Annotated in this window: 27 protein-coding genes and 2 pseudogenes; 20 read left to right on the forward strand and 9 right to left on the reverse strand. The window is 71.1% G+C overall.

What is annotated here, in order from left to right; genetic code table 11:
• The 16 genes and pseudogenes from ABD54_RS06275 to ABD54_RS06350 all read left to right on the forward strand — a co-directional run.
• Positions 1-296, forward strand: a pseudogene (locus ABD54_RS06275) (peptide chain release factor N(5)-glutamine methyltransferase); the annotation flags it as partial.
• 199 nt (positions 297-495) lie between these two features.
• Entirely contained in the window at positions 496-1,284 is a 789-nt protein-coding gene (locus ABD54_RS06280) for an L-threonylcarbamoyladenylate synthase (protein ID WP_047868483.1), read from the forward strand.
• Positions 1,285-1,296: 12 nt separating this feature from the next.
• The gene (locus ABD54_RS06285; RefSeq protein ID WP_047868484.1) at positions 1,297-2,460 is read left to right on the forward strand and encodes an MraY family glycosyltransferase; all 1,164 of its coding nucleotides are present in this window, start codon (positions 1,297-1,299) and stop codon (positions 2,458-2,460) included.
• Positions 2,461-2,684: 224 nt separating this feature from the next.
• A complete protein-coding gene (locus tag ABD54_RS06290; protein ID WP_047868485.1) occupies positions 2,685-3,110 on the forward strand; it encodes a hypothetical protein in 426 nt (141 codons plus the stop codon).
• 105 nt (positions 3,111-3,215) lie between these two features.
• The gene (locus tag ABD54_RS06295; RefSeq protein ID WP_019608761.1) at positions 3,216-3,446 is read left to right on the forward strand and encodes an AtpZ/AtpI family protein; all 231 of its coding nucleotides are present in this window, start codon (positions 3,216-3,218) and stop codon (positions 3,444-3,446) included.
• 105 nt (positions 3,447-3,551) lie between these two features.
• Positions 3,552-4,382, forward strand: coding sequence for a F0F1 ATP synthase subunit A (atpB, locus tag ABD54_RS06300; RefSeq protein WP_047868486.1), 831 nt, complete (start codon positions 3,552-3,554; stop codon positions 4,380-4,382).
• 124 nt (positions 4,383-4,506) lie between these two features.
• A complete protein-coding gene (gene atpE, locus ABD54_RS06305; protein ID WP_013151386.1) occupies positions 4,507-4,737 on the forward strand; it encodes an ATP synthase F0 subunit C in 231 nt (76 codons plus the stop codon).
• A gap of 55 nt (positions 4,738-4,792) precedes the next feature.
• Positions 4,793-5,335 carry a F0F1 ATP synthase subunit B gene (locus tag ABD54_RS06310; protein ID WP_200904054.1) on the forward strand — a complete coding sequence of 181 codons (543 nt, stop codon included), beginning with the start codon at positions 4,793-4,795 and terminating at the stop codon, positions 5,333-5,335.
• Complete coding sequence (locus tag ABD54_RS06315; protein ID WP_047868488.1) at positions 5,335-6,159, forward strand: F0F1 ATP synthase subunit delta; 825 nt, start codon at positions 5,335-5,337, stop codon at positions 6,157-6,159. Before ABD54_RS06310 ends, ABD54_RS06315 begins: the two co-directional genes overlap by 1 nt.
• Before the next feature lie 65 nt (positions 6,160-6,224).
• On the forward strand, positions 6,225-7,865 hold the full coding sequence (atpA, locus tag ABD54_RS06320) for a F0F1 ATP synthase subunit alpha (protein ID WP_047868489.1): 1,641 nt from the start codon (positions 6,225-6,227) through the stop codon (positions 7,863-7,865).
• 3 nt (positions 7,866-7,868) lie between these two features.
• On the forward strand, positions 7,869-8,789 hold the full coding sequence (locus ABD54_RS06325; RefSeq protein ID WP_047868490.1) for a F0F1 ATP synthase subunit gamma: 921 nt from the start codon (positions 7,869-7,871) through the stop codon (positions 8,787-8,789).
• Between the two features lie 5 nt (positions 8,790-8,794).
• Positions 8,795-10,237, forward strand: a complete 1,443-nt coding sequence (gene atpD, locus ABD54_RS06330) for a F0F1 ATP synthase subunit beta (RefSeq protein WP_047868491.1) — start codon at positions 8,795-8,797, stop codon at positions 10,235-10,237.
• Between the two features lie 129 nt (positions 10,238-10,366).
• A complete protein-coding gene (locus ABD54_RS06335; protein WP_047868492.1) occupies positions 10,367-10,756 on the forward strand; it encodes a F0F1 ATP synthase subunit epsilon in 390 nt (129 codons plus the stop codon).
• 27 nt (positions 10,757-10,783) lie between these two features.
• Entirely contained in the window at positions 10,784-11,266 is a 483-nt protein-coding gene (locus tag ABD54_RS06340; RefSeq protein WP_200904052.1) for a DUF2550 domain-containing protein, read from the forward strand.
• 44 nt (positions 11,267-11,310) lie between these two features.
• Entirely contained in the window at positions 11,311-11,622 is a 312-nt protein-coding gene (locus ABD54_RS06345) for an MTH1187 family thiamine-binding protein (RefSeq protein ID WP_047868494.1), read from the forward strand.
• 83 nt (positions 11,623-11,705) lie between these two features.
• The gene (locus ABD54_RS06350; RefSeq protein ID WP_047868495.1) at positions 11,706-12,221 is read left to right on the forward strand and encodes a hypothetical protein; all 516 of its coding nucleotides are present in this window, start codon (positions 11,706-11,708) and stop codon (positions 12,219-12,221) included.
• 154 nt (positions 12,222-12,375) lie between these two features.
• Here the strand turns inward: ABD54_RS06350 and ABD54_RS06355 are convergent, their stop codons facing one another.
• The 7 genes from ABD54_RS06355 to nucS all read right to left on the reverse strand — a co-directional run bounded on the left by ABD54_RS06355 (position 12,376) and on the right by nucS (position 19,503).
• Complete coding sequence (locus tag ABD54_RS06355) at positions 12,376-12,825, reverse strand: hypothetical protein (RefSeq protein ID WP_047868496.1); 450 nt, start codon at positions 12,823-12,825, stop codon at positions 12,376-12,378.
• Positions 12,826-13,072: 247 nt separating this feature from the next.
• Positions 13,073-13,669 (reverse strand): cob(I)yrinic acid a,c-diamide adenosyltransferase, encoded by a 597-nt coding sequence (locus ABD54_RS06360; RefSeq protein ID WP_047868497.1) that lies wholly within the window; start codon positions 13,667-13,669, stop codon positions 13,073-13,075.
• A 304-nt stretch (positions 13,670-13,973) separates the two neighbouring features.
• The gene (locus ABD54_RS06365) at positions 13,974-15,569 is read right to left on the reverse strand and encodes a M28 family peptidase (protein ID WP_047868498.1); all 1,596 of its coding nucleotides are present in this window, start codon (positions 15,567-15,569) and stop codon (positions 13,974-13,976) included.
• A 239-nt stretch (positions 15,570-15,808) separates the two neighbouring features.
• On the reverse strand, positions 15,809-16,468 hold the full coding sequence (locus ABD54_RS06370) for a DUF1707 domain-containing protein (protein ID WP_047868527.1): 660 nt from the start codon (positions 16,466-16,468) through the stop codon (positions 15,809-15,811).
• A gap of 423 nt (positions 16,469-16,891) precedes the next feature.
• Complete coding sequence (locus ABD54_RS06375) at positions 16,892-17,746, reverse strand: ABC transporter permease (RefSeq protein ID WP_047868499.1); 855 nt, start codon at positions 17,744-17,746, stop codon at positions 16,892-16,894.
• On the reverse strand, positions 17,743-18,648 hold the full coding sequence (locus tag ABD54_RS06380; RefSeq protein ID WP_047868500.1) for an ABC transporter ATP-binding protein: 906 nt from the start codon (positions 18,646-18,648) through the stop codon (positions 17,743-17,745). Before ABD54_RS06380 ends, ABD54_RS06375 begins: the two co-directional genes overlap by 4 nt.
• Before the next feature lie 177 nt (positions 18,649-18,825).
• A complete protein-coding gene (gene nucS, locus ABD54_RS06385) occupies positions 18,826-19,503 on the reverse strand; it encodes an endonuclease NucS (protein WP_047868501.1) in 678 nt (225 codons plus the stop codon).
• Positions 19,504-19,713: 210 nt separating this feature from the next.
• Between nucS and ABD54_RS29470 the strand changes: the two are divergent.
• From ABD54_RS29470 to ABD54_RS06400, 4 genes and pseudogenes are all read left to right on the forward strand, one after another.
• Positions 19,714-19,857, forward strand: a pseudogene (locus tag ABD54_RS29470) (hypothetical protein); the annotation flags it as partial.
• Positions 19,858-20,078: 221 nt separating this feature from the next.
• Entirely contained in the window at positions 20,079-21,290 is a 1,212-nt protein-coding gene (locus ABD54_RS06390; protein WP_082166711.1) for a 3-hydroxybutyryl-CoA dehydrogenase, read from the forward strand.
• 209 nt (positions 21,291-21,499) lie between these two features.
• Positions 21,500-21,832, forward strand: coding sequence for a hypothetical protein (locus ABD54_RS06395; RefSeq protein WP_013151408.1), 333 nt, complete (start codon positions 21,500-21,502; stop codon positions 21,830-21,832).
• 32 nt (positions 21,833-21,864) lie between these two features.
• Positions 21,865-22,605 (forward strand): alpha/beta hydrolase, encoded by a 741-nt coding sequence (locus ABD54_RS06400; RefSeq protein ID WP_047868502.1) that lies wholly within the window; start codon positions 21,865-21,867, stop codon positions 22,603-22,605.
• 206 nt (positions 22,606-22,811) lie between these two features.
• On the opposite strand, the gene ABD54_RS06405 is transcribed toward ABD54_RS06400, so the two are convergent.
• The gene (locus ABD54_RS06405; RefSeq protein WP_047868503.1) at positions 22,812-24,107 is read right to left on the reverse strand and encodes a DivIVA domain-containing protein; all 1,296 of its coding nucleotides are present in this window, start codon (positions 24,105-24,107) and stop codon (positions 22,812-22,814) included.
• 378 nt (positions 24,108-24,485) lie between these two features.
• Positions 24,486-25,055: a methylmalonyl-CoA epimerase gene (gene mce / locus ABD54_RS06410; RefSeq protein WP_047868504.1), complete on the reverse strand. Its 570-nt coding sequence runs from the start codon at positions 25,053-25,055 to the stop codon at positions 24,486-24,488.
• Between the last annotated feature and the right edge of the window lie 24 nt (positions 25,056-25,079).

Consider the following 25,079-nt stretch of genomic DNA (forward strand, 5'->3'; position numbering starts at 1 on the left):
CCTACGTCCCCACCCGCGAGGCCGGAGCCATCCCGCCCGAGGTGCGCGACTACGACCCCGCCCCCGCGCTGTGGTCCGGTGAGGACGGCCTGGACATGATCCGCGCGTTGGAGGCGGTCGGCCGCAGGCTGCTGCGCCCCGGCGGCGCGATGGCCGTGGAGCACCACGACGGCCAGGGCATCGACATCCCCCGGCTCTTCCCCGAGGACAGGGGCTGGCGCGACGTCCTCAACCGCAAGGACCTGGCCCGGCGCGACCGTTTCGTGGTCATGCGCCGCGCCGACGGGGACGGCTGATCGCGTTGCCCGGTTCGCTTCGCTCACGCGCTCGGACGCCCGAAGGGCGGGAACGGGTCGCGGGAAAGACGGCGTCGTCCCCCGTGCCGGGCCCCTCCGCCGCCTCCAGAACCCCGCCGGCGCCCGAACGTCGCTGGCCCCCTATCCCGGGTCCGACCGCGAACCCGGTGGACTCCGTCAAAGATTGAGGTGAACGCAGGTGAGCCGCATCTACGACTGCGCGGACGAGACCGCCCGCAAGGACGGCATCGCCGACGCCGCGTCCGCGGTACGCCGAGGCGACCTTGTGGTGCTGCCCACGGACACCGTGTACGGCATCGGTACCGACGCCTTCAGCCCGACCGCCGTGGCCAGGCTGCTCGCCACCAAGGGCCGGGGCCGCGAGATGCCCCCGCCGGTACTGGTCGGCTCGATGCGCGCCGCCAACGCCCTCGTCGACGACCTGGGCAACCACGGCCGCGACCTCATGGAGGAGTTCTGGCCCGGCCCGCTCACCCTGGTCTGCACCGCCACCCCCAGCCTGTCCTGGGATCTGGGCGACACCAAGGGCACCGTGGGCGTGCGCATGCCGATGGACCCGGTCGCCCTGGACCTGCTCAAGGAGGTCGGGCCGATGGCGGTGAGCAGCGCGAACAAGTCCGGCCAGCCCTCCGCGACCCGCGTGGAGGAGGCCGTCGAGCAGCTCGGTGACGAGGACATCGCCGTCTACCTGGACGGCGGCGAGACGGAGTCCCGCGTCTCGTCCACCATCGTCGACCTGACCTACGCGGTTCCGCGAGTGCTGCGCGCGGGCGCCGTCTCCATCGAACAGCTGCGCGCGGTGTGCGGCACCGTGATCGGCGAGCTGCGCAGGGGGCCCCGCAAACCCGCGCGGTCGGAGGGCGCCGAGGCCGAGGACGCGGGGGAGGCCACGGATCCGGAGCCGCGGGCCCCGCGCGAGGAGGACCGGGGCGCTCCCGGGACCGCCCCCGACGGCGACAAGAACTAGAGGGGCCAGGACGTGCGTGAGTACGCGCTCACCTTCGTCATCGCCGCTGCGGTGACCTACCTGCTCGTTCCGCTGGTGCGCCGGTTCGCCATCGCCTTCGGCGCCACGCCGCCGGTGCGCGACCGCGACGTGCACACCGAGCCCATCCCGCGGCTGGGCGGGCTGGCCATCTACGGGGGGTTCGCCGCCGCCCTGCTGATCTCGGCCCAGCTACCCCACCTCCAGGACGTCTTCCTCGCCGACACCTGGATGGGCCTGCTGCTCGCGGGCGGGCTCATCACCATCGTCGGCGTCATCGACGACCGCTGGGGCATGGACGCGCTGAGCAAGCTCGCCGGGCAGACCGCCGCCGCGGGCATCCTGGTCTGGCAGGGGGTGCAGCTGCTGTGGCTGCCGCTGCCCGGCACCCAGCTCTCCCTCGGGCCGTGGCTGGGCGCGATGATCTCGATCCTGCTGATCGTGGTGACCATCAACGCGGTCAACTTCGCCGACGGCCTCGACGGCCTGGCGGCGGGCATCGTCGCCGTCTCCTCCCTGGCCTTCTTCGCCTACTACTACGTCGTCGCGGTGGAGCAGGGCTTCGTGCGCCAGTCCTATCCGGCGATGATCGCGATCATCCTCGCGGGCACGTGCGCCGGGTTCCTCTGCCACAACTTCCACCCGGCCAAGGTGTTCATGGGCGACACCGGGGCCATGCTGCTGGGCCTGCTGCTGACCTCGATCACCATCACGGTGACCGGGCAGTTCGACGCCAACACCGCGCGCGAGGGGTTCAACTCCGGCCTGGTGGTGTTCCTGCCGATCGCGCTGCCGCTGCTGGTCATCGCCCTTCCGCTGGCCGACCTGGTGCTGGCCGTCGTGCGCCGGACCCTGGCGGGCAAGTCCCCGTTCGCGCCGGACCGGGGCCACCTGCACCACCGCCTGCTGGACATGGGCCACAGCCACGTGCGCGCGGTCCTGCTGATGTACCTGTGGGCGGGGATCGTCGCCTTCGCCGCGGTCGCCCTGTCGGTGTTCGACTCCTGGGTCATCGTGCTCGCGGTGACCGCGCTGGTGGCCACGTGTGCGGTTGGCCTCATCGCACTGCCCCGCCTGCGGCGGCGCGGGCTGCTGTTCCCGCGGCGCAAGGAAAGCGTTAAGACGGCCCCAGGTCACGATTCGCCAACTGATGACTGACCGGGTACTCGCGTGCCGTGCTTTGGTGACGGAAGAAGGCGCTTCTGAACTGCGGATACGGTGGTCGGTCAGGTGTGGCGAAGGTGACACGGGCGCGGAAGGCCGCCTGGATCGGGTACTTCGCGGACCGTTAAGGTCGCGTTAAGGAACCCCCGGATTCAGCACCAAAAACCTTGTGATAGCTTTCACGAGCAGGCAACCACGACCCCAGACGGAGCTTCGCCATGCAGGAAAACGACGCCTGGAGGGCCTTCCGCGGTGCCGCGCTTCCGGGTGTGGCGTGCGCCCTTCTGGCCTTGGCGGTATCGGCGCTTCTCGCCGGCACGCCGGGCCTGGCCGGCTCCGCGCTGGCCTCGGTGGTCGTTCTCGGCTGCTTCGGTCTGGGACAGGCGGGCGTCATCCTCGTCACCCGCCGGAACAAGGACCTCTTCCTCGCGGCGAACCTCGTGGGCTTCGTGCTCAAGATGGCGGTGCTCGGCGTTGTCCTGGTCACCCTGGGCAACAGCTCGTTCGTGGCCAGCCTGAACAGCTCGGCCTTCGTGTACAGCGCGTTGGCCGTCGTCCTGGCCTGGCTGGGCGGCCAGACCTGGACGATCTCCAGGACGAGGACGCTCCACGTCGACCCGGTCGAGAGCGCGGAGAACGGGTGATGGAGTCCCCCCGCCGTGCCCCTCGAAGCGGGCGTAATACGATGCTCCCCGACGGCTGGGACTCAGAGTCCCCGTCCGAGCTCACATGCTATATTCCGGAGCGAGATGAGCAGCGAACCGACCAGGAAGACAGACGCGCACGAGGATTCGGTGCCGCGTCAGTCCGACGGGTGGGCCCTCTTCTCCACTCTGCTCTCGGGCGTGCTCGTCTGGAGCGCGATCGGCTGGGCCGCGGACGAGCTGTTGGGTTTCCAGGCACTGTTCCTGCCCATCGGGGCGGTTCTGGGAATGGCGGGCGCGATCTACCTGATCGTCGCCAAGTCCCGTCGCTCCTGAGTCCCCCAACCAGTCCGGCGTCGCGGTTCGCGCGACAACGCTCCGCAACAACCATCAACGAGGCTTTCTTGCGTCACGACGAAAGGATTCGCCGTGAGTGCTGACGTGCGCATTCTCGCGGCCGAACCGAATTGCCACTTGTTCGGTGACAACGGGTGCGGTTTCACGCCGCCCACTATCGGGATGTTCTTCCCCGAGCCGTGGTACACCAACGTTCCCGGCAGCGCGGGTATCGACCTCTACCTGGTCCTGCTGCTCGTCGCGGTCGGTGCCGTCCTGCTTCTGTGGTCGTGGTTCAGCCGCAAGCTGAGCCTCGTCCCCGGGCGCAGGCAGAGCGTCGGAGAGATGCTGGTCCTCTTCGTGCGCGACCAGATCACCCGGCCCACGATGGGCGCCAAGGGCGACCGGTTCCTGCCGTTCATGACGGCGGTGTTCACGCTCATCCTGGCCATGAACTTCACCGGCCTGATCCCCGGTATGTTGCCGGTCAACAGCAACCTGGCCTTCACGGCCATGCTGGCGGCGGTCATCTACGTCATGACCATCGTGATCGGCGTCCGCAACCAGGGCGGCTGGGGCTACTTCCGCAACCAGATCTTCCCCCCGGGGATGCCCAAGGTGATCTACATCCTGGTCACCCCCATCGAAATCCTCTCGGTGTTCCTCATCCGGCCGGTGACGCACGCCCTCCGTCTCTTCGCGACCATGTTCGCGGGCAGCCTGCTGCTCGCCGTGTTCGCCTACGGCGGCTGGTACATGCTGAACCTGACGGCCGGACCGGTCCTGAGTACGGTTTCGGTGCTCTTCTCCGGTGCCGCTCTGCTCGGCTACCTGGCCTTCTTCCTCTTCGAGATCCTGATCATGGCCGTCCAGGCGTTCATCTTCACGCTCCTGGCCAGCCTGTACATCAACCAGTCCCTCGAAGCGGCCCACTGATCCCCGCACACCCCCCGGTCCCCCCGGGCCGGACAGGGGTGCGGGAAGCCACAGATCCGTCCACACCGGCGAACTGACCCACTTGCGAAGCGCAACGCCGGACGTCGAGTAAAAGGAAACATCAATGGACATCGCTGCGATCACCGGCAACATCAACACCATCGGTTACGGCATCAGCGTCATCGGCGCCGGTATCGGTGTCGGTATCGTCTTCGGTCTCGGCATGCAGGCCATCGCCCGCCAGCCCGAGGCGCGCGGTCCGCTCCAGACCAACATCTACCTGGGCTTCGCCCTGATCGAGGCCCTGGCCATCCTGGGCTTCGTTCTCGCCTTCGCCGCCCCCACCGGTTCCTGACCCAGGTTCGCCGGCGGAATCTGATGGCAACTGACGCGAAGGAGGGCTGACCATGTTGGTGGAGTTGGCAGCCGATTACAACATTCTGCGGATCGACTGGGTGAAGTTCACCTTCGGTGCGATCGCGCTCGCCGTGGTCTACTTCTTTGTCGCCCGTAAGGCGGTGCCGAAGGTCATGGCGGTCCTCGACGAGCGTCACGACGCCATCGAGGGCGGCATCGAGCGCGCCAAGAAGGCCGAGGCCGAGGCCGAGGGGATCCGCCAGCAGTACCGGGAGAAGCTCGAGGAGGCGCACCGCGAGTACGCCCAGGAGCTGGAGAAGGCCAAGGAGCAGCGGGCCGCGATCGTCGCCGAGGCGCGCGAGGAGGCCCAGGCCGAGGCGCGTCGCATCGTCGAGGCGGCCCACGTCCAGATCGAGGCCGACCGCCAGCAGGCCCTGGTGCAGCTGCGCAACGAGGTCGGTGCGCTCTCCACCGAGCTGGCGAGCCGCATCGTCGGTGAGACCCTCAGCGACAGCGCCGCCCAGAACCGTGTCATCGACCGGTTCCTGGACGAGCTGGAGCAGAGCAACAGCACGCAGCAGGCAGAGGTGCGCTGATGCGTGGTATCAGCCGCACGTCGCTGGCCGAGGTGACCCGGCGCCTGGACGAGAACGTCCTGGCGTCGGCGGGCACCCCGCAGAGCGGCGTCTCCCTGGGCAGCGAGCTCTTCGAGGTCGTCGCCCTGCTGGGAGGCGAGCACTCGCTGCGCCGCTGGCTCGCCGACCAGGCGAACCCGGCCGGGGCCAAGACCGGCCTCATCGGGCAGCTCCTGGAGACCAGGGTGTCCCCGTCCGCGGTCATCGTGGCCGGTGACGTGGTCGCGGCCAAGTGGTCGGGCCCGCGCGACCTGATGGACGCGATGGAGCGGATGGCGGTCTACGCGACCGCCGCTCAGCTCCAGAGCGCCTCGGGGCTCGGCGAGCTGGAGGACGAGCTCTTCCGCTTCCAGCGGATCGTCATCGCCCAGCCCGAGCTCCGCGAGGCCCTCACCCGTGACGGGGCCGCCCCCGAGCTGCGCCTCTCCCTCGTGGAGAACCTGCTCTCGGGCAAGGTTCACCCCGCGACTCTGGTGCTGGTCGGCGAAGCGGTCGCCCGCCCCAGGGGCCGTACCCTGGAGCAGGCGCTGGACAACTACGGACAGCTCGTCGCCGAGCGCGCCAAGCGCTACGTCGCCGTGGTCCGCAGCGCCGTCGCCCTGAGCGAGCAACAGCAGTCCCGGCTCGGAGCCGCGCTCTCGCGCGCCTACGGCCGCGACATCCACCTCAACATCGAGGTCGCCCCCGAGATCGTGGGTGGCCTGTCCATCCAGGTGGGTGACGAGGTCATCGACGGGACCATCGCCGGGCGTATCGCCGAGGCCCAGCGCCGCCTGGCCGGCTGACAGAACGCAAGGCAAGCACGCACGGCGCCAGCCCGGCGCCATTTGAGAGCAAGGACAACGTAGAGATGGCGGAGCTGACGATCCGGCCGGACGAGATCCGGGACGCGCTACAGCGCTTCGTCCAGTCGTACGAGCCTGAAGCCACCCGCGCGGAAGAGGTCGGTACCGTCACCTACTCCGGTGACGGCATCGCCCGCGTCGGTGGCCTTCCCTCGGCGATGGCGAACGAGCTGCTCCAGTTCGAGGACGGCACCCTGGGCCTGGCCCAGAACCTCGAGATCGGTGAGATCGGTGTCGTCGTGCTGGGTGACTTCACCAGCATCGAGGAGGGCCAGAAGGTGCGCCGCACCGGCCAGCTCCTCTCGGTGCCGGTGGGCAACAACTTCCTCGGCCGCGTGGTGGACCCCCTGGGCGCCCCCATCGACGGCAAGGGCGAGATCGAGTCCACCGAACGCCGTGAGCTGGAGCTCCAGGCGGCGACCGTGATGGAGCGCAAGCCCGTCCACGAGCCGCTCCAGACGGGCATCAAGGCGATCGACTCGATGACCCCGGTCGGCCGCGGCCAGCGCCAGCTGGTCATCGGCGACCGCCAGACCGGCAAGACCGCGGTCTGCATCGACGCGATCATCAACCAGAAGGCCAACTGGGAGACGGGCGACCCCGACAAGCAGGTGCGCTGCATCTACGTCGCGATCGGCCAGAAGGGCTCGACCATCGCCGGTGTGCGTGGCGCCCTCGAAGAGGCCGGCGCGATGGAGTACACCACCATCGTCGCCGCCCCGGCGTCCGAGGCGGCCGGCTTCAAGTACCTGGCCCCCTACACCGGTTCGGCCCTGGGCCAGCACTGGATGTACGAGGGCAAGCACGTCCTCATCGTCTTCGACGACCTCACCAAGCAGGCCGAGGCCTACCGTGCGGTGTCGCTGCTGCTGCGCCGCCCGCCGGGCCGCGAGGCCTACCCCGGTGACGTCTTCTACCTGCACTCCCGGCTGCTGGAGCGCTGCGCCAAGCTCTCCGACGAGATGGGCAAGGGGTCGATGACCGCCCTGCCGATCATCGAGACCAAGGCGGGCGACGTCTCGGCGTACATCCCCACCAACGTCATCTCCATCACCGACGGCCAGGTCTTCCTGGAGGCCGACCTGTTCAACCAGGGCCAGCGCCCGGCGATCAACGTCGGTGTGTCGGTCTCCCGTGTCGGCGGCGCCGCGCAGACCAAGGCCATGAAGAAGGTCTCGGGCACCCTGCGGCTGGGCCTGGCCCAGTACCGCGAGCTGGAGGCGTTCTCCGCCTTCGGTTCGGACCTGGACGCCGTCTCCAAGCAGCAACTGGAGCGCGGTGCCCGCCTGATGGAGCTCCTCAAGCAGGGCCAGTACTCGCCGTTCTCCATGGAGAAGCAGGTCGTCTCGATCTGGGCCGGCACCACCGGCCGCGTCGACGACGTCCCGGTCGAGGACGTGCGCCGCTTCGAGGAGGACTTCCTGGACCACCTGAGCCGCGAGCACTCGGGCATCCTCGACACCATCCGCGAGAGCGGCAAGTTCGAGAGCGAGACCGAGAAGTCCCTCGACTCGGCGCTGGAGAAGTTCAAGCAGGGCTTCCAGACCTCCGCCGGAACCCTCCTGGGCACCGAGGCCGAGGCCGAGGCGCTGGACGAGGAGAAGGTCGGCCAGGAGACCATCAAGGTCGCCAAGGGCGGGAAGTAACCCATGGGTGCACAGCTTCGCGTCTATCGCCGGAGGATCCGCTCGACGAAGTCGATGGCGAAGATCACCCGAGCGATGGAGCTCATCGCCACGACGCGCATCACCAAGGCGCAGCGTGCGGCGGAGGCTGCTGGGCCCTACGCGCGGGAGATCACCCGGGCGGTCTCGGCCCTGGCCAGCCGGGTGACCGATCACCCGCTGCTGACCGAGGCCGAGAACCCCACCCGCGCCGCCGTCCTGGTCATCACCAGCGACAAGGGCCTGGCGGGCGCCTTCTCGACCAACGTGCTCAAGGAGGCGGACTCCCTCACCCAGCTCCTGCGCGAGCAGGGCAAGGAGGTCCTCACCTACATGGTGGGCCGCAAGGGCGTGGGCTTCTACAAGTTCCGCGACCGCCCCCTGGAGGCGCAGTGGGAGGGCTTCACCGAGCGCCCCACCTACGCGCACGCCCAGGAGATCGGCTCCGCCCTCATGGAGAAGTTCTCCGCCGACGCCGCCGACGGCGGCGTCGACGAGATCCACGTGGTCTCCACGGAGTTCGTCTCGATGCTGACCCAGCGCGCGGGGGCCGTCCGGGCCCTGCCGCTGGAGGTGGAGGAGGTCGACAGCTCCGAGCTGGAGGCCGTGCACGGGGGCGAACCGCTGCCGCTGTACGAGTTCGAGCCCTCGGCGGAGGAGGTCCTGGACCAGCTGCTGCCGCAGTACGTCGTCAACAGGATCTACTTCTCGCTCCTGGAGTCGTCCGCCTCCCAGCAGGCCTCCCGCCGCGCCGCCATGAAGGCGGCCACGGACAACGCCGAGGAACTCGCCAAGAACCTGACCCGTCTGGCCAACCAGGCACGTCAGGCTGAGATCACCAATGAGCTCAGTGAGATTGTCGGCGGTGCCGACGCGCTCGCTGCTGCCAGCGCGGGAAGTGAGTAACAAAAGTGACTGCGACAGTTGAAGGGACGGCTGGGGCCGGCACCGCCACCGGCCGGATCTCCCGGGTCACCGGCCCGGTCGTCGACGTGGAGTTCCCCGTCGGCTCCCTGCCTGCCATCTACAACGCCCTGCACACCGACGTGACCATCGGCGGCAAGGCCAAGACCATCACGTTGGAGGTCGCCCAGCACCTGGGTGACAACCTCGTGCGCACGGTCTCCCTGGCCCCCCAGGACGGCCTCGTCCGCGGCGCCGAGGTGCGCGACACCGGCGAGCCCATCAGCGTGCCCGTCGGCGACGTCGTCAAGGGCCACGTGTTCAACACTCTGGGCGAGTCCCTGGACGTGCCGACCGCGGAGCTGGGCGTCACCGAGCGCTGGCCGATCCACCGCAAGGCCCCGGCCTTCGACCAGCTCGAGTCCAAGACCGAGATGATGGTCACGGGCATCAAGGTCATCGACCTGCTCACCCCGTACGTGCGCGGTGGCAAGATCGGCCTGTTCGGCGGCGCCGGTGTGGGCAAGACCGTGCTCATCCAGGAGATGATCACGCGTATCGCCCGCAACTTCGGTGGTGTGTCCGTGTTCGCCGGTGTCGGCGAGCGCACCCGTGAGGGTACGGACCTCTTCCTGGAGATGGACGAGATGGAGGTCCTCCAGGACACCGCCCTCGTCTTCGGCCAGATGGACGAGCCCCCGGGCACCCGTCTGCGGGTGGCCCTGTCCGCTCTGACGATGGCGGAGTACTTCCGCGACGTCCAGAAGCAGGACGTGCTGCTCTTCATCGACAACATCTTCCGTTTCACCCAGGCGGGTTCGGAGGTCTCCACGCTGCTGGGCCGTATGCCCTCGGCCGTGGGCTACCAGCCCAACCTGGCGGACGAGATGGGCCAGCTCCAGGAGCGGATCACCTCGACCCGCGGCCACTCGATCACCTCGATGCAGGCGATCTACGTGCCCGCGGACGACTACACCGACCCGGCTCCGGCGACGACCTTCGCCCACCTGGACGCGACGACCGAGCTCTCCCGCCCGATCTCGCAGAAGGGCATCTACCCGGCGGTCGACCCGCTGACCTCCACCTCCCGTATCCTCGACCCGCAGTACGTGGGCGAGGAGCACTACCAGGTGGCCCAGCGCGTCAAGGAGATCCTCCAGCGCAACAACGACCTCCAGGACCAGATCGCCATCCTCGGTATGGACGAGCTGTCCGAGGAGGACAAGATCGTCGTCAACCGGGCGCGCCGGATCGAGCGCTTCCTGTCGCAGAACATGTTCGTGGCCGAGAAGTTCACCGGTACCCCGGGCGTGTTCGTTCCCCTGGAGGAGACCATCGCCTCCTTCAAGGGCCTGTGCGACGGTGAGTACGACCACCTGCCCGAGCAGGCTTTCCTCGACGTCGGCAACATCGACATGGCCGTCGAGAAGGCCAAGAAGCTACAGGGTTAGAACCGCGCGTAGCGTCCGTTGAGGGTGGTGGCGGGCGACGGGCGGGCTAGTTCTCCGGCCGGGCCGGTCCCCGACAGCGGTCGGGGACCGGCCCGGCCGAATCACCCGCTAGCCGAGGAGTTTGTGGCAGTGTCGAAGAAGCTTTTCGTCGAGATCGTCTCGCCCGAACGTGAGATTTGGGCGGGCGAGGGCGACATGGTCATCGCGAAGACCGTCGAGGGTGAGATGGGCGTCCAGCCCGGGCACGTCCCGGTGCTGTCGCTGCTCGCCCACGACGCGGTCGTCCGCGTGCTGGGCGGGCGCGAGACCGGCGAGGTCCGGGCCGCCGCGCACGGCGGGTTCGTCTCGGTCTCGGGTGAGGGACGCGTCTCCATCCTCGCCGAGACCGCCGAGCTCGCCGAGGACATCGATGTGGACCGCGCGCGCACGGCGCTGAAGGGCGCGGCCGAGTCCGGCGACAACGTCGCCCTGGGCCGTGCCCGCAGCCGTCTGCGGGCCGCGGGCGAGGAAGTCGCCTAGCGTAGGACGGCGGGACGAGTGGTGGGCATGCAAAGGCTCCGGCCCGGAGCACCCTGGTGGGATTCCGCGCTGTGGGTGTTCCTCGCCCTGCTCGTCGTCCTCCTGGCGCTGGCGCTCGCCGTCACCCTGCGCCGCTGGGTCCTGGTACGGCGCGGCGGCGCGGTGGAGTGCTACCTGCGCGCCGTCGGGGCGAAGGGCCGCCGGGGGTCCTGGCGCATCGGCTTCGGCCGGTACGGCACGGAGAACCTGGGCTGGTTCCCGATCTTCTCCCTCAGACCGCGGCCGACAGCGAAGCTGTCGCGCCGCGGTCTCGTCGTCGTCGGGCGGCGCGCCCCCGCCGGGGGCGAGGACCTGCCAGCCGACCTCACCGTGCTCCAGGTGGGCTGGCTGCTCGCCGACGGCTCCGATCCCCGCGACGCGGCCTACGAGATCGCGATGGGCGAGGGCGCCCAGACCGGCTTCCTGTCGTGGCTGGAGTCGATGCCCCCCGGAACGCACTGGGAGAGCTGAGATTCCGCGTGGGTGGTTCCCCGCGCGCCCCCTGTGTGCCTAGCATGGCCGACATGAGTACGATCGTCGCTTTCTCCGTCTCCCCTCTCGGAACCGGTGAGTCCGTCGCCCCCGCTGTCGCCCGCGCGGTGCGGGTGGTCCGGGAGAGCGGGCTGCCCAACGAGACCTCCGCCATGTTCACCAGCGTCGAGGGCGAGTGGGACGAGGTCATGGACGTCGTCAAGCGCGCAGTGCAGGCTGCGGGGGAGGGCGCCGCGCGCGTCAGCCTCACCCTCAAGGCCGACGTCCGCGAAGGCGTCACCGACGGCCTGCGCAGCAAGGTCGAGGCCGTCGAACGCGAACTCGGCGACGCCTGAGACCCGACCTTCCGCGGGGTGCGGCGCGACCGTGCCCCGTGTCCCCTTCCCCTGGGCGGCCGGACACGGCAGGATGCGGTTCCATGCTCGCCTCGCGACTTCCCCGGCTCCTGGGCACCGCCCTCCTCACACCCCTGCTCGCCGCCTGCCAACTCTCGGGCGGCCACGTCGGCGCCGTGGCCACCGGCCACTTCACCGCCGCGCACGAGTTCCCCGTGCTGCTCGTGGCCTGGTGCGGCGACGCCTCCCCGCGCCAGATCGACCTGACCGGCGGCGGACAGCGGATCCACCTGATCGCCACCCGCGACTTCGACGGCAACCGGACCGAGGTGGACCTGGCCGCCCCAGGCGACGCCTGGCGGCTCACCGACGGCGACGGACGGCAGGTCTACCGCCTGGTCCCCGAGTCCGAGCGCGAGGAGTACACCGCCGGGATCGGCTCGCGGGAGGCCCCGCCCGGGGAGGAGACCGAGCACGACATCGGCACGGTCGCTTTCACGACCGCGGTGCTGGCCGAGGAGGAGGGCGTATACGCCGCCTCCGGGGGATCGGCCGAGGCCGAGTTCGTCCCGCAGGAGGAGTTCCCGCCCGGTTGCTGAGGGGCCCGCGCCGTCGCCCCGCGGCCCCGGCCGCGAGCGCGACGCGTGTGGGCCTCCCCTGCCCGCGCGGCTGCCGCCGTGCCGACCGAGCGGTGCGGACAGGGGCGCGCCCGGCCCGTGGGAGGGTGCCGGGCCGGGCGCGGTCAGGGGGCGGTCAGCCGACCTGCGGGTGGGCGTGTCCGGACGGGACCGCGGCGCCGGAGAAGTACTCCCTGGCGGTCGCGGTGTTGGCCAGGGCAGCCACGGTGACGGCGAAGAGCGCCGCGACGACCTCTGGGACCCCGCTGACCGGGGTGGGCAGCAGGGCCAGGATCACGACGGCGTAGACCGCGTTGACCGCGGTCACCGAGGTGCGGACACCGCCGCGGTTCCGGTTGACCATGAGGGCGAGGCCGGCCGACAGCGCGCCGTAGGCCAGGCCGACGGCCGCGCCGGTCAGCACGGCCCAGGCGGGCACCCGCGCGCTCTCGGCGACCATCGGGACGGTGGCCATGGCGGTGGCGCCGGCGAGGGCCAGCAGGCTCATGACGATCTGGTAGACCGCGATCGGGACCAGCAGCACGAAGACCGCCTTGACGGTCGCCGGTCTGGTTCCGGTGGTCATCTGCGTTCCTTCCCTCGTCCGTTCCCGTGTCCGGAACCCATAACCCCAGTGCCGCGGAAGACACGCGTCCCAGCGGACGTTTTCCGTCCGCGCAGGTCGCGAACGCCCACTGGGACGGCGTTCCGGGGCGCGGGCGGTCCCGGGGAGGCTCAGGGGCGCGGAGGGGTCCCGCTCACGCGGAGCGGGACCCCTCGAAGGTGCGCACGGGCGACCGGACGCGGGCAGGGACCGCGGCGGGCTGGGGGCGCTAGCGTTCGCCGCCGGGCTTCCACAGGACCTCGTCGCCCTCCCGGGCGACGTACCGGCCGAGGATGAACAGCAGGTCGGAGAGCCGGTTGAGGTACTGGGCGGTGAGCGGGTTGACGGTCTGGCCGTGTTCCTCGACGGCCGCCCACACACTGCGCTCGGCCCGCCGGACCACGATCCGGGCGGTGTGCATGAGTGCCACGGTGGGGGAGCCTCCGGGCAGGATGAAGCTGCGCAGGGTGGGCAAGTCGGCGTTGTAGGCGTCGCAGGCCTCTTCCAGCCGTGTGACGTACTCGGGCAGGACCCGCAGCGGTGGGTACTCCGGGTCGGGCGCGATCGGCGTGGACAGGTCGGCGCCCAGATCGAACAGTTCGTTCTGGACCCGTCCGAGCAGGTCCCGGACGTCGTCGGGGAGTTCGCCCAGCGCCAAGGCGGTGCCGATCGCGGCGTTGGCCTCCTCGGTGTCGGCGTAGCCCACCAGGCGCGTGTCGTTCTTGCCGGTCCGGCTCATGTCGCCGAGCGCCGTCGTCCCGGCGTCGCCGGTGCGCGTATAGATCTTCGACAGCACGACCGGCTTGTCGGTGTCCCGTTTGGTCATGCCCTCCACCCTAGGGTTCGGCCGCGCTCCGGCGGATGCGGCGGTGGCCCGGAACACCAATCATGACGGAGGATAACTGTTCCATATCAGCGTGTGAAGGTGGCGCAGCTCACTGATACATTGGGGAATCAGGAGGCTACCGAAAGTAGTTCCCCGCGGTGTCCATGTGCGGTACCCGGATGCGAGAGGGGGGCATCCGGGAACCGCGGAGGGGAGACGCCGCGGCGGGCGGCGTGGAACCGGGGGGTTCACGCCGCCCGCTCTGTCGTAGGGCGGGACGCCCCTCATACGGACCGTGCGCGGACTATCTCAGCCAGCCGTCGCCCAGGCGCGGGAAGTCGGGCGCGGCCGTCGTTCGCAGCACCCCGTTCACCGGCAGGGTGCTCTCGGCGAAGAACTCCACACCGTGCGCACCGGCCGCCGACAGCTCGGCCACCGAGTCCCAGTCGACGTGCTCCATGGTGTCGTCGGCGGTGTGGTAGTACGGGTCGAACTGCTCACCCGCGGTACCGCCGTACCACTCGACCTGCTCCTCGGTCTTGACGCCGTCGGCGCCGCTGAACAGGCCGCCCGACGGGATGCCCTCGGTCATGAAGGCCTGGTAGTCGCTGCGCCCGCTCAGCACACCGGGCTCGCTGACCTGGTCCTGGGAGGCGAAGTAGTCCTCGAAGACCTTCGCGATCGCGCCGGAGCCCGACGGGGCGGCCACGGACCCGGGCAGCTCCATCCGGCCGTCCAGCACGAACCGGCCGTAGTTGTGCGAGCCGATCATGTCGAAGTTGAGGTAGAGGGCGATGTCCTCGACCTCCTGTGCGGTCAGGTCCTCCACGTACCGGGTGGAGCCGACCAGGCCCTCCTCCTCGGTACCCCAGAAGGCGAAACGCACCTTGTTGTTGGGCTCCTCCTGCTCGGCCAACTGGATCGCGGTCTCCAGCAGGAAGGCCGTGCCGCTGCCGTTGTCGTTGATGCCGGGGCCGTCCTCGACGCTGTCGAGGTGACCGCCCACGACCACCACGTTGTCGTCCCGGCCGCCCGGCGTCTCGGCCAGCACGCTGTAGGAGGTCTCGTTGCTGACCTCGGCGTCCACGCTCACCCGCAGTTCCAGGCCCTCGGCGGCCAGCAGCCCGGCGCCCAGCGTCCCGGACACGCCCAGGGCGGGGATGGCCGAGTGCTCGCCCACGGTGCCGAGGAAGACCTCGTCCTCGTTGTTGACCACCAGGGCGGCAGCGGCCCCCGCGGCGGCTGCGTTGTCCACCTTGTCCGAGAACGGGCAGGTGCCGCGCAGGGTGATCGCGATCGCGCCCTCGGGGAAGCCGGCGAAGTCGTCGGCGGAGCAGCCGCTCGCGGCGCTGTCGGCGTTGACGGCCACCGCCGGAGCGGTGACGTCGCCCGATCCGGAGTAGCTCATGGTCGAGTAGTCGGTCTCGGCCTCGTAGGCGACCTCCTCCGGGGCGGTCTGGGCGAGGACGGCCGGGGAGTTCTCCCGCCACAGCTCGTACTCGTACTCGTGCCGGTAGGGCTCGTACCCGGCGCGCTCAAGCTGGTCCTCGACGTACAGGGCGGCGACGTCGTAGCCGGGGGTGTTCGTGGCCCGGTTGCCGCCGTTGTACTCGGCGATGGTGTCGAGGTTCTCCAGGTGTTCGCGGATGGCCTCCGCGTCCACCCGCTCCGACAGCGGCGGGTCCTCGCTCGGCCTGCCCGCGTGCGCGGGCGCACCCGCGTGCTCGGGGGCCCCGGAGCGGTCCGGGGGGCCGGCGTGCCCGGGCTCGGCGTGGGCGGGGGAGGACGCCAGAGCGGCCACGGTCATCAGTACGGCCGCGGCGCCGGCCGTGGCGGCGCGGTGCCAGGAGGCGGGGGCGGCCGCTCCGCGCGGCGGTTTCCCTTCGTAACTGGTGCGCAAGGATCTTCCTCCGGAGTGCGGGGGTCCACCACTCCTGGGAGTCGGGGGATGGACACCTTGGGTAGGCGAAGTACCGGTGCAGCCTGACACCGCGGAGGCACTCCCGGCAAGGACCGATGACCACAATTGCCACAATCAGCCACAGACCTTACGCATAGGGTGGCAGTGTGGTTCCATGGACGGCCCCGCGCGAGCAGAACGTCTCGTCGGGGGACCCGTGTCCGACCGGGGAGGCGGGGCTACTCCTCGTCCTGGTGCTTGCGCGGCTTGTACTCGATGCCCACACCGCCCATCACGGCGATGCCCCGCACGTGCACGATCGGCGCGTCCGGCTCCACCACGCTGGGGGTGTTCTCGGAGATGCCGAAACCGCCCATGAGCGGCAGACCGTGCACCCGCACCTGCACGTCGTCGGGCACGATGATGCCCACCCCGCCCATGAGGGCGCAGACCCAGACGGTGGTCTCGCGCTGGGTGAACCGGGCCTCGCGCAGGTCCAGGTCGATCCCGCCCAGCGCCGCGAAGGCGGTGAAGGCGCCCGGCACGACCCAGTTGCCCGACCTGCTCGCACCGCCCAGGAGGACGACCGCGGCCCGGCTGGTGGGTTCCTGGTCCACGATCCGGCCGCCGCCGTAGAGCGGCCGGGGCGAACGGAAGTCGGTGGGGGCCACGGAGGCGCCGGGGCCGTTCGGCGCCGGGAGGTCCTCGGTGAGGGGGAGCAGTTCGCCGACGGTCTTGGCCCGGTACACCGCGTCGAGCCGCTCGCTGTGCTCGTCCGGGTCCAGGCGCCCCTCGGCGAGGGCTTCACGCAGGCGGTGCGCGACGGAGTCACGGTCGGCGTCGGAGGCGCGCATCCGACCGCGCTCGGGGGGAGTGATCTCGCTCATTGCTTCCACCATAGGACCATTCTTCCGGCGCCGCGCGGTGCGCCGCATCGGGGAGAACCCCCGATAGGTCCCTGAGACCCGCCCCCGCGGCCCGGGGTCAGCCCCCGGGGAGCGGCCCGCGGCGGGCTCTCCGCACCGGCGCACGCCGGTGAACGGCCTGCCCGACAACCGCCCGGCGGACAGGTAGTACACGGCCGCCACCGCGGCCATGAGCCCCACGAGCGGCCAACGCCGGGAGGGGGCGCCGGTGACCAGCGCGATGGCCGCCATCACGGAGGTGAAGTACACGTCCCACCACACGCCCAGGTCCCGGGCGTGCCTTGCGTCGCGCCCCTTCCCACCCGTTGGTCCGCCTTCGCCGGACGGGGAGCCGCCGGGCCCGGGGGACGGCGCGGGCGGGGCGGGGCCGCCCCGGAGCCCCTGCGGTCACGGCGATCACCCGTCCTTCCGCGTCTTCCACCGGAACGTCAGCACCACCAGCGCCAAGCCCACCACACACCACACGCCCAGCGCGAGGGCGACCGAGGGCAGGTCCCACGAACCACCGGGTTCGAGGGCGGCCATCTCGGTGGGGAAGAACGCCGCGCGCAGGCCCTGCGCCATCCACATCAGCGGGAAGAGCGCGGCGGCGTCGAGCACCCAGCCGGGCAGGGCGATGACCGGTACGAAGACGCCCGAGATGAACTGCAGGATCAGGAAGGGCACGACCACGACGCCGGAGGCGGAGCGGACGTTGCGGGCCAGGGAGCTGATCGCGATGCCCAGCAGTGAGCAGGATACGGTGCCCAGCGCGAACACCCAGGCCAGCGTCGCCCAGGCGGCGGGTTCGTCGGGCATGCGCGCGCCGAAGGCCAGGGCGCCCACCCCCAGCAGCAGGACCAGTTGGCCCAGGGCCAGGAACAGCACCACCACGGTCTTGCCCACGAAGTAGGCGGTCGGCGGCATCGGGGTGCCGCGCAGGCGGCGCAGACCGCCCCGCTCGCGCTCGTTGGCGATGTGCAGGCCCAGTTGCTGGAAGCTGACCGACATCAGGCCCATCGCCACCACGCCAGGCAGGTAGTAGTCCACTGCGGGCACGCCCATGTCGAACATGCCGTCGAAGATCGACGAGAACATGACCAGGATCAGCGCGGGCAGGGAGAAGGTGAAGATCACGCTCTCCCACTCGTGCGCGAACTCGCGGATCTCCAGCCAGCCCCGGGACAGCCCGACACGCAGCGCGCCCGGCGGACGTCCGCTTGAGGCCGGTGCGGCGGGGGAGCCGGGGGTGCTTTCGGGCTCGGTGCTCACGCGGACACCTCCCTCTCGACGGGACGGTCGTCCCCGTCTTCGCCTTCCCGGCCCTCCTCGTCCTGCCCGCCGATCAGGCCCAGGTAGACGTCTTCCAGCGTGGGACGGTGCACGCTCAGCCCCGGCACCTCACCGGAGAACAGGGCGGACAGCTCGCCCACCACCCGGGCGGGCTCGTCGGTGCGGGTCTCGCGGCGCCGCCCGTCGACCGTCCAACCGACGGTGGCCCGGGCCGAGGCGCGTCCGCCCAGGGTGGCGGGGGACCCCAGCGCGCGTACCCTGCCGCGCGCGACCACGCACACCCGGTCGGCGAGCGCCTCGGCCTCCTCCAGGTAGTGCGTGGTCAGGACGATGGTCGTGCCGCCCCGGGCCAGGTCGCCGACCAGCGTCCAGAAGTCGCGCCGGGCCCCGGGGTCGAAGCCGGTGGTGGGCTCGTCCAGGAACAGCAGTTCCGGCCTGCCGATGATGCCCAGGGCCACGTCCAGTCGGCGGCGCTGACCGCCGGACAGGGATGTGATCCGCGCCCGGGACTTCTCACCCAGGCCGACCAGGTCGACCACCGCGTCGGGGTCGCGCGGGTCGGGGTAGTAGCCCGCGAAGTGGCGGACAACAGCGCGCACGGACAACTGGGGGATCAGCGTCTCCCCCTGCCATACCACCCCGATGCGCGAGCGCCACCGGCGGTCGGCGGCGCCGGGGTCCTCGCCCAGCACGCGGACGGCGCCCCCGTCGCGGCGGCGGAAGCCCTCCAGGATCTCGACCGCGGTGGACTTGCCCGCGCCGTTGGGACCGAGGAGGGCGAAGACCTCGCCCCTCCGGACGCTCAGGTCGACTCCGGCGAGGGCCTCGTTGCCGCCGTACTTCTTGCGGAGGCCGTGGACCTCGATCGCTGTCTCGCTCATGCCAACGACTCTCCCGCGAGCGGGGCTCCCGGTGCATCGGCCGCCGGGCCGCACCAGTGTCCCCGCACGGAGGACGCCACCCCGACCAAAGGAGGGGGTGCCTCCGGGCGCGGGGACCCCAACGCGGACGCGGACCGGCCCCGGGCGCGCGCCCGGGGCCGGACGGGAGGGGGCCGTTCAGAACAGGCGGAGCACGTCCGGCTCGATCCCGCGCAGCTCGTCGTAGTCCAGCACCACACAGGCGATGCCGCGGTCCTCGGCGAGCACACGGGCCTGCGGTTTGATCTCCTGGGCGGCGAACACGCCGCGCACCGGCGCGAGCTGCGGGTCCCGGTTGAGCAGCTCCAGGTAGCGGGTGAGCTGTTCGACGCCGTCGATGTCGCCGCGGCGTTTGAGCTCCACCGCGACGGTGGCGTTGGCACCGTCCCGGCACAGGATGTCCACCGGGCCGATCGCCGTGGGGTACTCGCGGCGGATGAGGGTGTAGCCGTCGCCGAGGGTGGTGATGTGCTCGGCCAGCAGCTCCTGGAGGTGGGACTCCACGCCGTCCTTCTGCAGGCCGGGGTCCTTGCCCAGCTCGTGCGAGGAGTCGTGCAGCACCTCCTCCACGGTCAGCACCAGCTTCTCACCGGACTTGCCGTGGGTGACCGTCCACACGTCGGGCCCGTCGGCGACGGTCTCCTCGCGCAGTTTGCAGGGCGGGTTCATCCAGTTCAGCGGTTTGAACGCCCGGTCGTCGGCGTGGATGGACACGCTCCCGTCGGCCTTGATGAGGATCAGGCGGGGAGCCATGGGCAGGTGGGCGGTGAGGCGGCCGACGTAGTCGACACTGCACCGAGCGATGACGAGACGCACGAAACGTCACGTTACCGCCTCCGCCGGACGCGCGGGGCGCGACCGCGTATCGCCCGCCCGCCCCGTTCGGCGTTGACGACCGCGTCCACAGGGGTGTGCCTCCGGGGGCGGACAGGCGTGTCCCCCCGGTGCCATGACGGGGCGCGGACCGGCCCCTAACGTCGCCGGGGGCGCGCGGATGCGCGAACCCCCGGCGGCGAAGGGACTTCCATGCCGCTGACGCTCTCTCCCGACCTGTTGGGGAAGGCGAAGCACGGTCCGGTCGAGGGCGCCGACTTCATCGCCTGCATCAAGGACTCCCCGCCCCACGCCCGGGAGGTGGTCAGCCGGCTGGCCGAGGGCGCCAGGACCGCCGAGTTCACCTCCCCGCCCAACCAGTCGCCCGAGATCGTCGACCGCTGGGGACGGCCCCCGGCACGCGTGGTCGCACCCTCCGGGCAGGGAGCTGCGCCGCCCCGCCGCGACCGGGGCGCGGAGGCACCGCCCCGCCGGCCCCGGCGCACCGGATGGCACCGGGTGACCGACTCGGGCAGCCCGTGCGCGGGACGGCTCGGCCGGGCCCGTAGTCTGGGCGTATGGTGCAGGAATTTGACAAGGTCGGTGTCGTCGGACTCGGCGCGATGGGCGCGGGTATCGCCGAGGTGTTCGCCCGCGCGGGGTTCAACGTCACCGGGGTCGAGATCGACCAGGCCGCCGTCGACCGCGGCCGCGCCCACGTGGACCGGTCCCTCTCGAAGGCGGTGGACAAGGGCAAGCTCACCGAGGACGAACGCACCGGGATCGACGCCCGGCTGACGTTCACCACCTCGCGCGAGGACCTCGCCGACGCGGACTTCGTCGTCGAGGCCGTCCCCGAACGGATGGACATCAAGAAGGACGTCTTCGCGGACCTGGACCGGATCTGCCCGCCCGGCACGATCCTGGCCACCAACACGTCCTCGCTGTCGGTCACCGAGATCGCCGCGCTCACCGGCCGCTCGGACAAGGTCGTGGGGCTGCACTTCTTCAACCCCGCCCCGGTCATGAAGCTGGTCGAGGTCATCACCACGGTCTCCACCACCGCCGAGACCGTCGACGTGGTCACCGAGGTGGCCAAGCGCATCGGCAAGACCCCCGTGGCCGTCGGAGACCGCGCCGGGTTCGTGGCCAACGCCCTGCTCGTGCCCTACATCAACGACGCGATCCGCCTGTACGAGCGCAAGGTGGCCACCCGCGAGGAGATCGACGCCTCGGTGCAGAAGGCCGCGGGACTGCCCATGGGCCCGCTGGCCCTCGCCGACCTGGTCGGCCTCGACGTCTGCCTGGCCGTCATGGACGTCCTGTGGGAGGAGTACCGCGACAGGCGCTACGCCGCCTCGCCGCTGCTGCGCCGCATGGTGGCCGCGGGCCGTCTGGGCCGCAAGTCCGGCCAGGGCTTCTACGCCGGCACCGGCGAGGCCCCCGAGCCCCGCCCCACCGGTCGCTACGCGCAGATGATCCGGGAGGAGGAGACCCTGGACCTGGGCGAGGTCCTCCTCGCGCCGCAGATCGACGACGCGCTGCGCATGATCGGCGACGGCTACGCCTCCGCCAGGGACGTCGACACCGCCATGCGCTTCGGCTGCGGCTACCCCAAGGGCCCCACCGAACTGCTGGAGGAGCGCGGCGCCGAGTCCGTGGTCACCACCCTGGTCGCGATGGGCGAGTACGGCCTCACCGACATCCCGGTGCCCGCCCCGCTGCTCATGGACCAGCTGCCCGACGCCCCGGAGGGCGAGGGCCACGGCGGCTGCGCCTGCCACGCCTGACGCGCCGACCGGAGGCGTCGCCGCCGCGGGGCGCGGTTCCCGATCCGCGGCGACGCCTCCGAGCCGGAACCGCACCCGCCACGGGAGCGCCACTGCGCACGAGGCGGCTCCGGCAGCCGCGCCGGGCCGTCCGTCGCGCGGGGGGCGGAGCGGGCCGCCGCCGAGCGTATGGCGGCGGCCACTGCCGGTCCTCTTCTACCCTGGACGGTGTGAGCCCGCGCCGTAACTCTCCCCGCCGCACATCCGCCCGGGGCCGCAAGGCCCCCGGCGGCGCCCCCGACGACGAGGACGCCCTCATGCTGCGCGTCACCGGAGGACAGCGCCGCGAGACCGGCCCCGACGGCGAGTGGGTCACGCGCCGCATCCCCGGCGCCGCCGCCACCAAGGTCTACCGCTGCCCCGGCTGCGCCCAGGAGATCCCGACCGGCATGGCGCACGTCGTGGCCTGGCGCCCCTACGGCGACGGCGACGACCGGCGCCACTGGCACTCCTCCTGCTGGGACCGGCGCTCCCACCGGGCGCCGCGCTCCCCCCGCCGCTGAACCCCGGCCACCTACCCCGGACACGAGGAGCCATGGAGATCCGAGCCACCACGGTGCTGCCCGCCGTGAGACGACCCGTCACCCTGCACACCGCCGACGGCCTGGAGTTGGTCGGCGAGCTGGCCCTTCCCGAGGGCCGTGACCCCAAGGCCACACTGGTGTGCCTGCACCCCCTGCCCACCGCCGAGGGGATGATGGACAGCCACGTCCTGCGCAAGGCGTCGTTCCGGCTGCCCGCGCTGGCCGACATCGCGGTGCTGCGGTTCAACACCCGCGGTACCGGTTCGCGGCACGGCACCAGCCAGGGCGAGTTCGGCGAGGGCGAGACCGAGAAGCACGACGTGCTCGCCGCCATCGAGTTCACCGAGTTCGAGGGCCTGCCCGAACCCTGGCTGCTGGGCTGGTCCTTCGGCACCGAGCTGGCTCTCAAGTGGGGCGCGGACCCGCAGATCAAGGGTGCGATCCTGCTGTCGCCGCCGCTGCACCGCGCCGACGAGGCCGACATGGCGCTGTGGGCGCGCACGGGCAAGCCGGTGGTCGCCCTGGTCCCCGAACACGACGACTACCTGCGCCCCGACGAGGCCAGGGAGCGCTTCGAACCGCTCTCCCAGTGCGAGGTCGTCGGAGTCGAGGGCGCCAAGCACCTGTGGGTGGGCGAGCCCTACGTGCGCCGCGTGCTGGACGAGATCGTCAAGCGGGTCAACCCCGAGGCCCACCCCCTCCCCGTGGAGTGGGACGGCCCGTACGAGAAGGACGTCCAGACCCTCGGTTAGACCAGCGCGGGCCTGAACGTCGCGCCGCCGCCGTCCCACTGCCGTCCCCGCTGACGGTCCGGCGCCGCCGACCCGGCCCGGGGGCCGCCGCTGGAGGCGCCGTCCCGTGTCCGACACGACGAAGGGTCCTCCCTCCCCGGCGTCAGCCGGGGAGGGAGGACCCTCGCACGTGGGGGGAAGGCGTCAGCCCAGAACGGGCCGGGGCCCTACTCCTGCCACCAGTCCTCATCGTCGGCGCCCTTGCCGGAGTGCACCGGCTGCCGGGTCTCCTCGGCGGCCGGGGCGGGCTCCTGCGGGATCGCGGCCGGGGCCGGAGCCGCGGCGACCGGGGCGGCGGGAGCCGGGGCCGGGGCGGCCGGGCCGCCACCGCCGAGCAGCTGGCGCAGCTGCTGGAGGTGCGACTGGATGCTGTCGCGCTGGCGATTGAGCTCGTCGACCTCCTTCTTGGCGGCCGTCATGATCCGGTTGGCCTCGGACTTGGCGTCCCCGAGCTGGTGCTCGGCCTTGGACTTGGCCTCGGCCTCGATCTGGGCGGCGTTCTTCTTGGCGTTGCCGACCAGCTGCTTGGCGTGGTTCTCGGCGTCGCGGCGGGTCTGCTCGGCCTGCTGGCTCGCCTTGGTGGCGCGCTGCTCGGCGCTCGCGGCCCGCTCCTCCGCCTCGTTGACCATCTTCTGCGTGGCGGCCTGAGCGGCGGCGAGGCGCTCGGCGTCCTGGCGCTCGGCCTCGGCGCGGCGGTCGGCCAGCTGGAGCTCGAACTGGTCCTCGGCCTCGGTGCGCCGGGCCTCGGACTCGGCGTAGGCGCGCTCGGCGTTCTTGCGAAGCTCCTCGGCCTGACTCTTGGCCGACTGGATGGTCTCGTCGCGCTCGCGCTTGGCCGCGGCGCGGGCCTGGGCGCACTCGCGCTCGGTGGTGGTACGCAGCTTGGCGATCTCGCCCTCGAAGGTCGCCCGCTTCTCGGCGATCTCGTGGTCGACCGCGGAACGCTTCTTCTGCACCTCGCGCTCGGTGGTGGAGGCCAGCTCGTCGGCCTCGCGGCGGGCGGTGGTGGAGATCTCCTCCGCCTCGGACTCGGCGGTCTGGCGGGCCTCGTCGGCCTCGCGCTGGGCGAGGGTGCGCACCTCGGTGGCCTCGGACTCGGCGGCCGCGCGCATGTCGGCGGCCTCGATCTTGGCGGCCGAACGGATGTCGTTGGCGTCGATCTGCGCGCTCTGGACCAGCTCGTTGGCCTGCTCCTCGGCCAGGCGCAGCAGCTCCTCGATGCGCGAGCCCAGACCGGAGTAGGAGGGGCGCTCGCGCTCCTGGAGCTGGCGGTTCTTGGCGTTGAGCTCGGCCTTGAGCTTCTCGGTCTGCTTCGAGTACTGCTTGAGGTCGTTGCGCAGGCTGGCCGCGTAGTCATCCACCTGGGTGCGGTCATACCCACGCAGCACCACGTCGAATTCGTGCGGGGTGTTGTCCTCGTCGAAGATGTTGTTGAGCTGGGTGTCGATGTTGTTTGACGGCATGTGGCGGAATCCTGAACGGGTGCGAGACGGCTACTTGCAAGGGGCCGGGGACGGCGGGGAGGGCGGCAGCGCTGTCCCCGGGGACGGGTCCGGTCGCGAGCCGGGGGATGGGGCGGGCGGCGACGGGCGGTGAGCCCCTGACCGCTTCCGAGGTCCTCCGTGTGCGCCACGTCATCCGACACGACGGTACGGCCGACCCGACTCGGCTACCGGACTGCAAGACATGGACCAACGCCGGAATAGCGCATCCGGCAGCTAGCCGACTTTATCAAGCGCGGAACACCTGGGAAGGGGGTTCGGGGTAACTTCCGGTGGGCTCCGAGGCCAACTATGCCACTGGCGTTCAATCTGTGACTTGTCCGGAACTCGCCCGTGATGCTATCCGGAAATTCCGGGACGGTCGTCGTCCCTTTCCCCGTGCGCCGTATCCGGGCTCTGGACCAGCTCGGTGAGCACGCCGCCGCAGTCCTTGGGGTGCAGGAAGACGATCCTCGACCCCGCCGTCCCCCGCCGAGGCTCGGCGTCCAGCACGCGCACCCCGCTCCCGCCGACACCCGCCGCTGCGGCTGCCACGTCCGCGGTACCGAAGGCGACGTGGTGGACGCCCTCGCCGTTGCGCTCCAGGAACTTGGCCACCGGGGAGTCCGCGCGTGTGGGTTCGAGCAGCTGGAGGTAGGTGGCGCCGCCGTCGTCGGTGCCGTTGACCCGGAGCATGGCCTCGCGCACGCCCTGCTCCTCGTTCACTTCCTCGTGCTCCACTTCGAACCCGTACGTGGACCGGTAGAAGGCCACCGAGGCGTCCAGGTCGCGGCAGGCGATGCCCACGTGGTCGAGCCGGGTCAGGCCGGAGAACGGGACCGCGGGTGCGGACGAGGCCGGGGGAGCGGAGGGGACGGAGGAGGAAGGCGGGGTGATGAACTCGCTGGCCGAGTGCGGTGCGTCACTCATGGGGTGAACCTCCCGGGGATCGCT

The sequence above is a fragment of the Nocardiopsis sp. RV163 genome (genome assembly GCF_001029525.1).
GTDB lineage: Bacteria > Actinomycetota > Actinomycetes > Streptosporangiales > Streptosporangiaceae > Nocardiopsis > Nocardiopsis dassonvillei.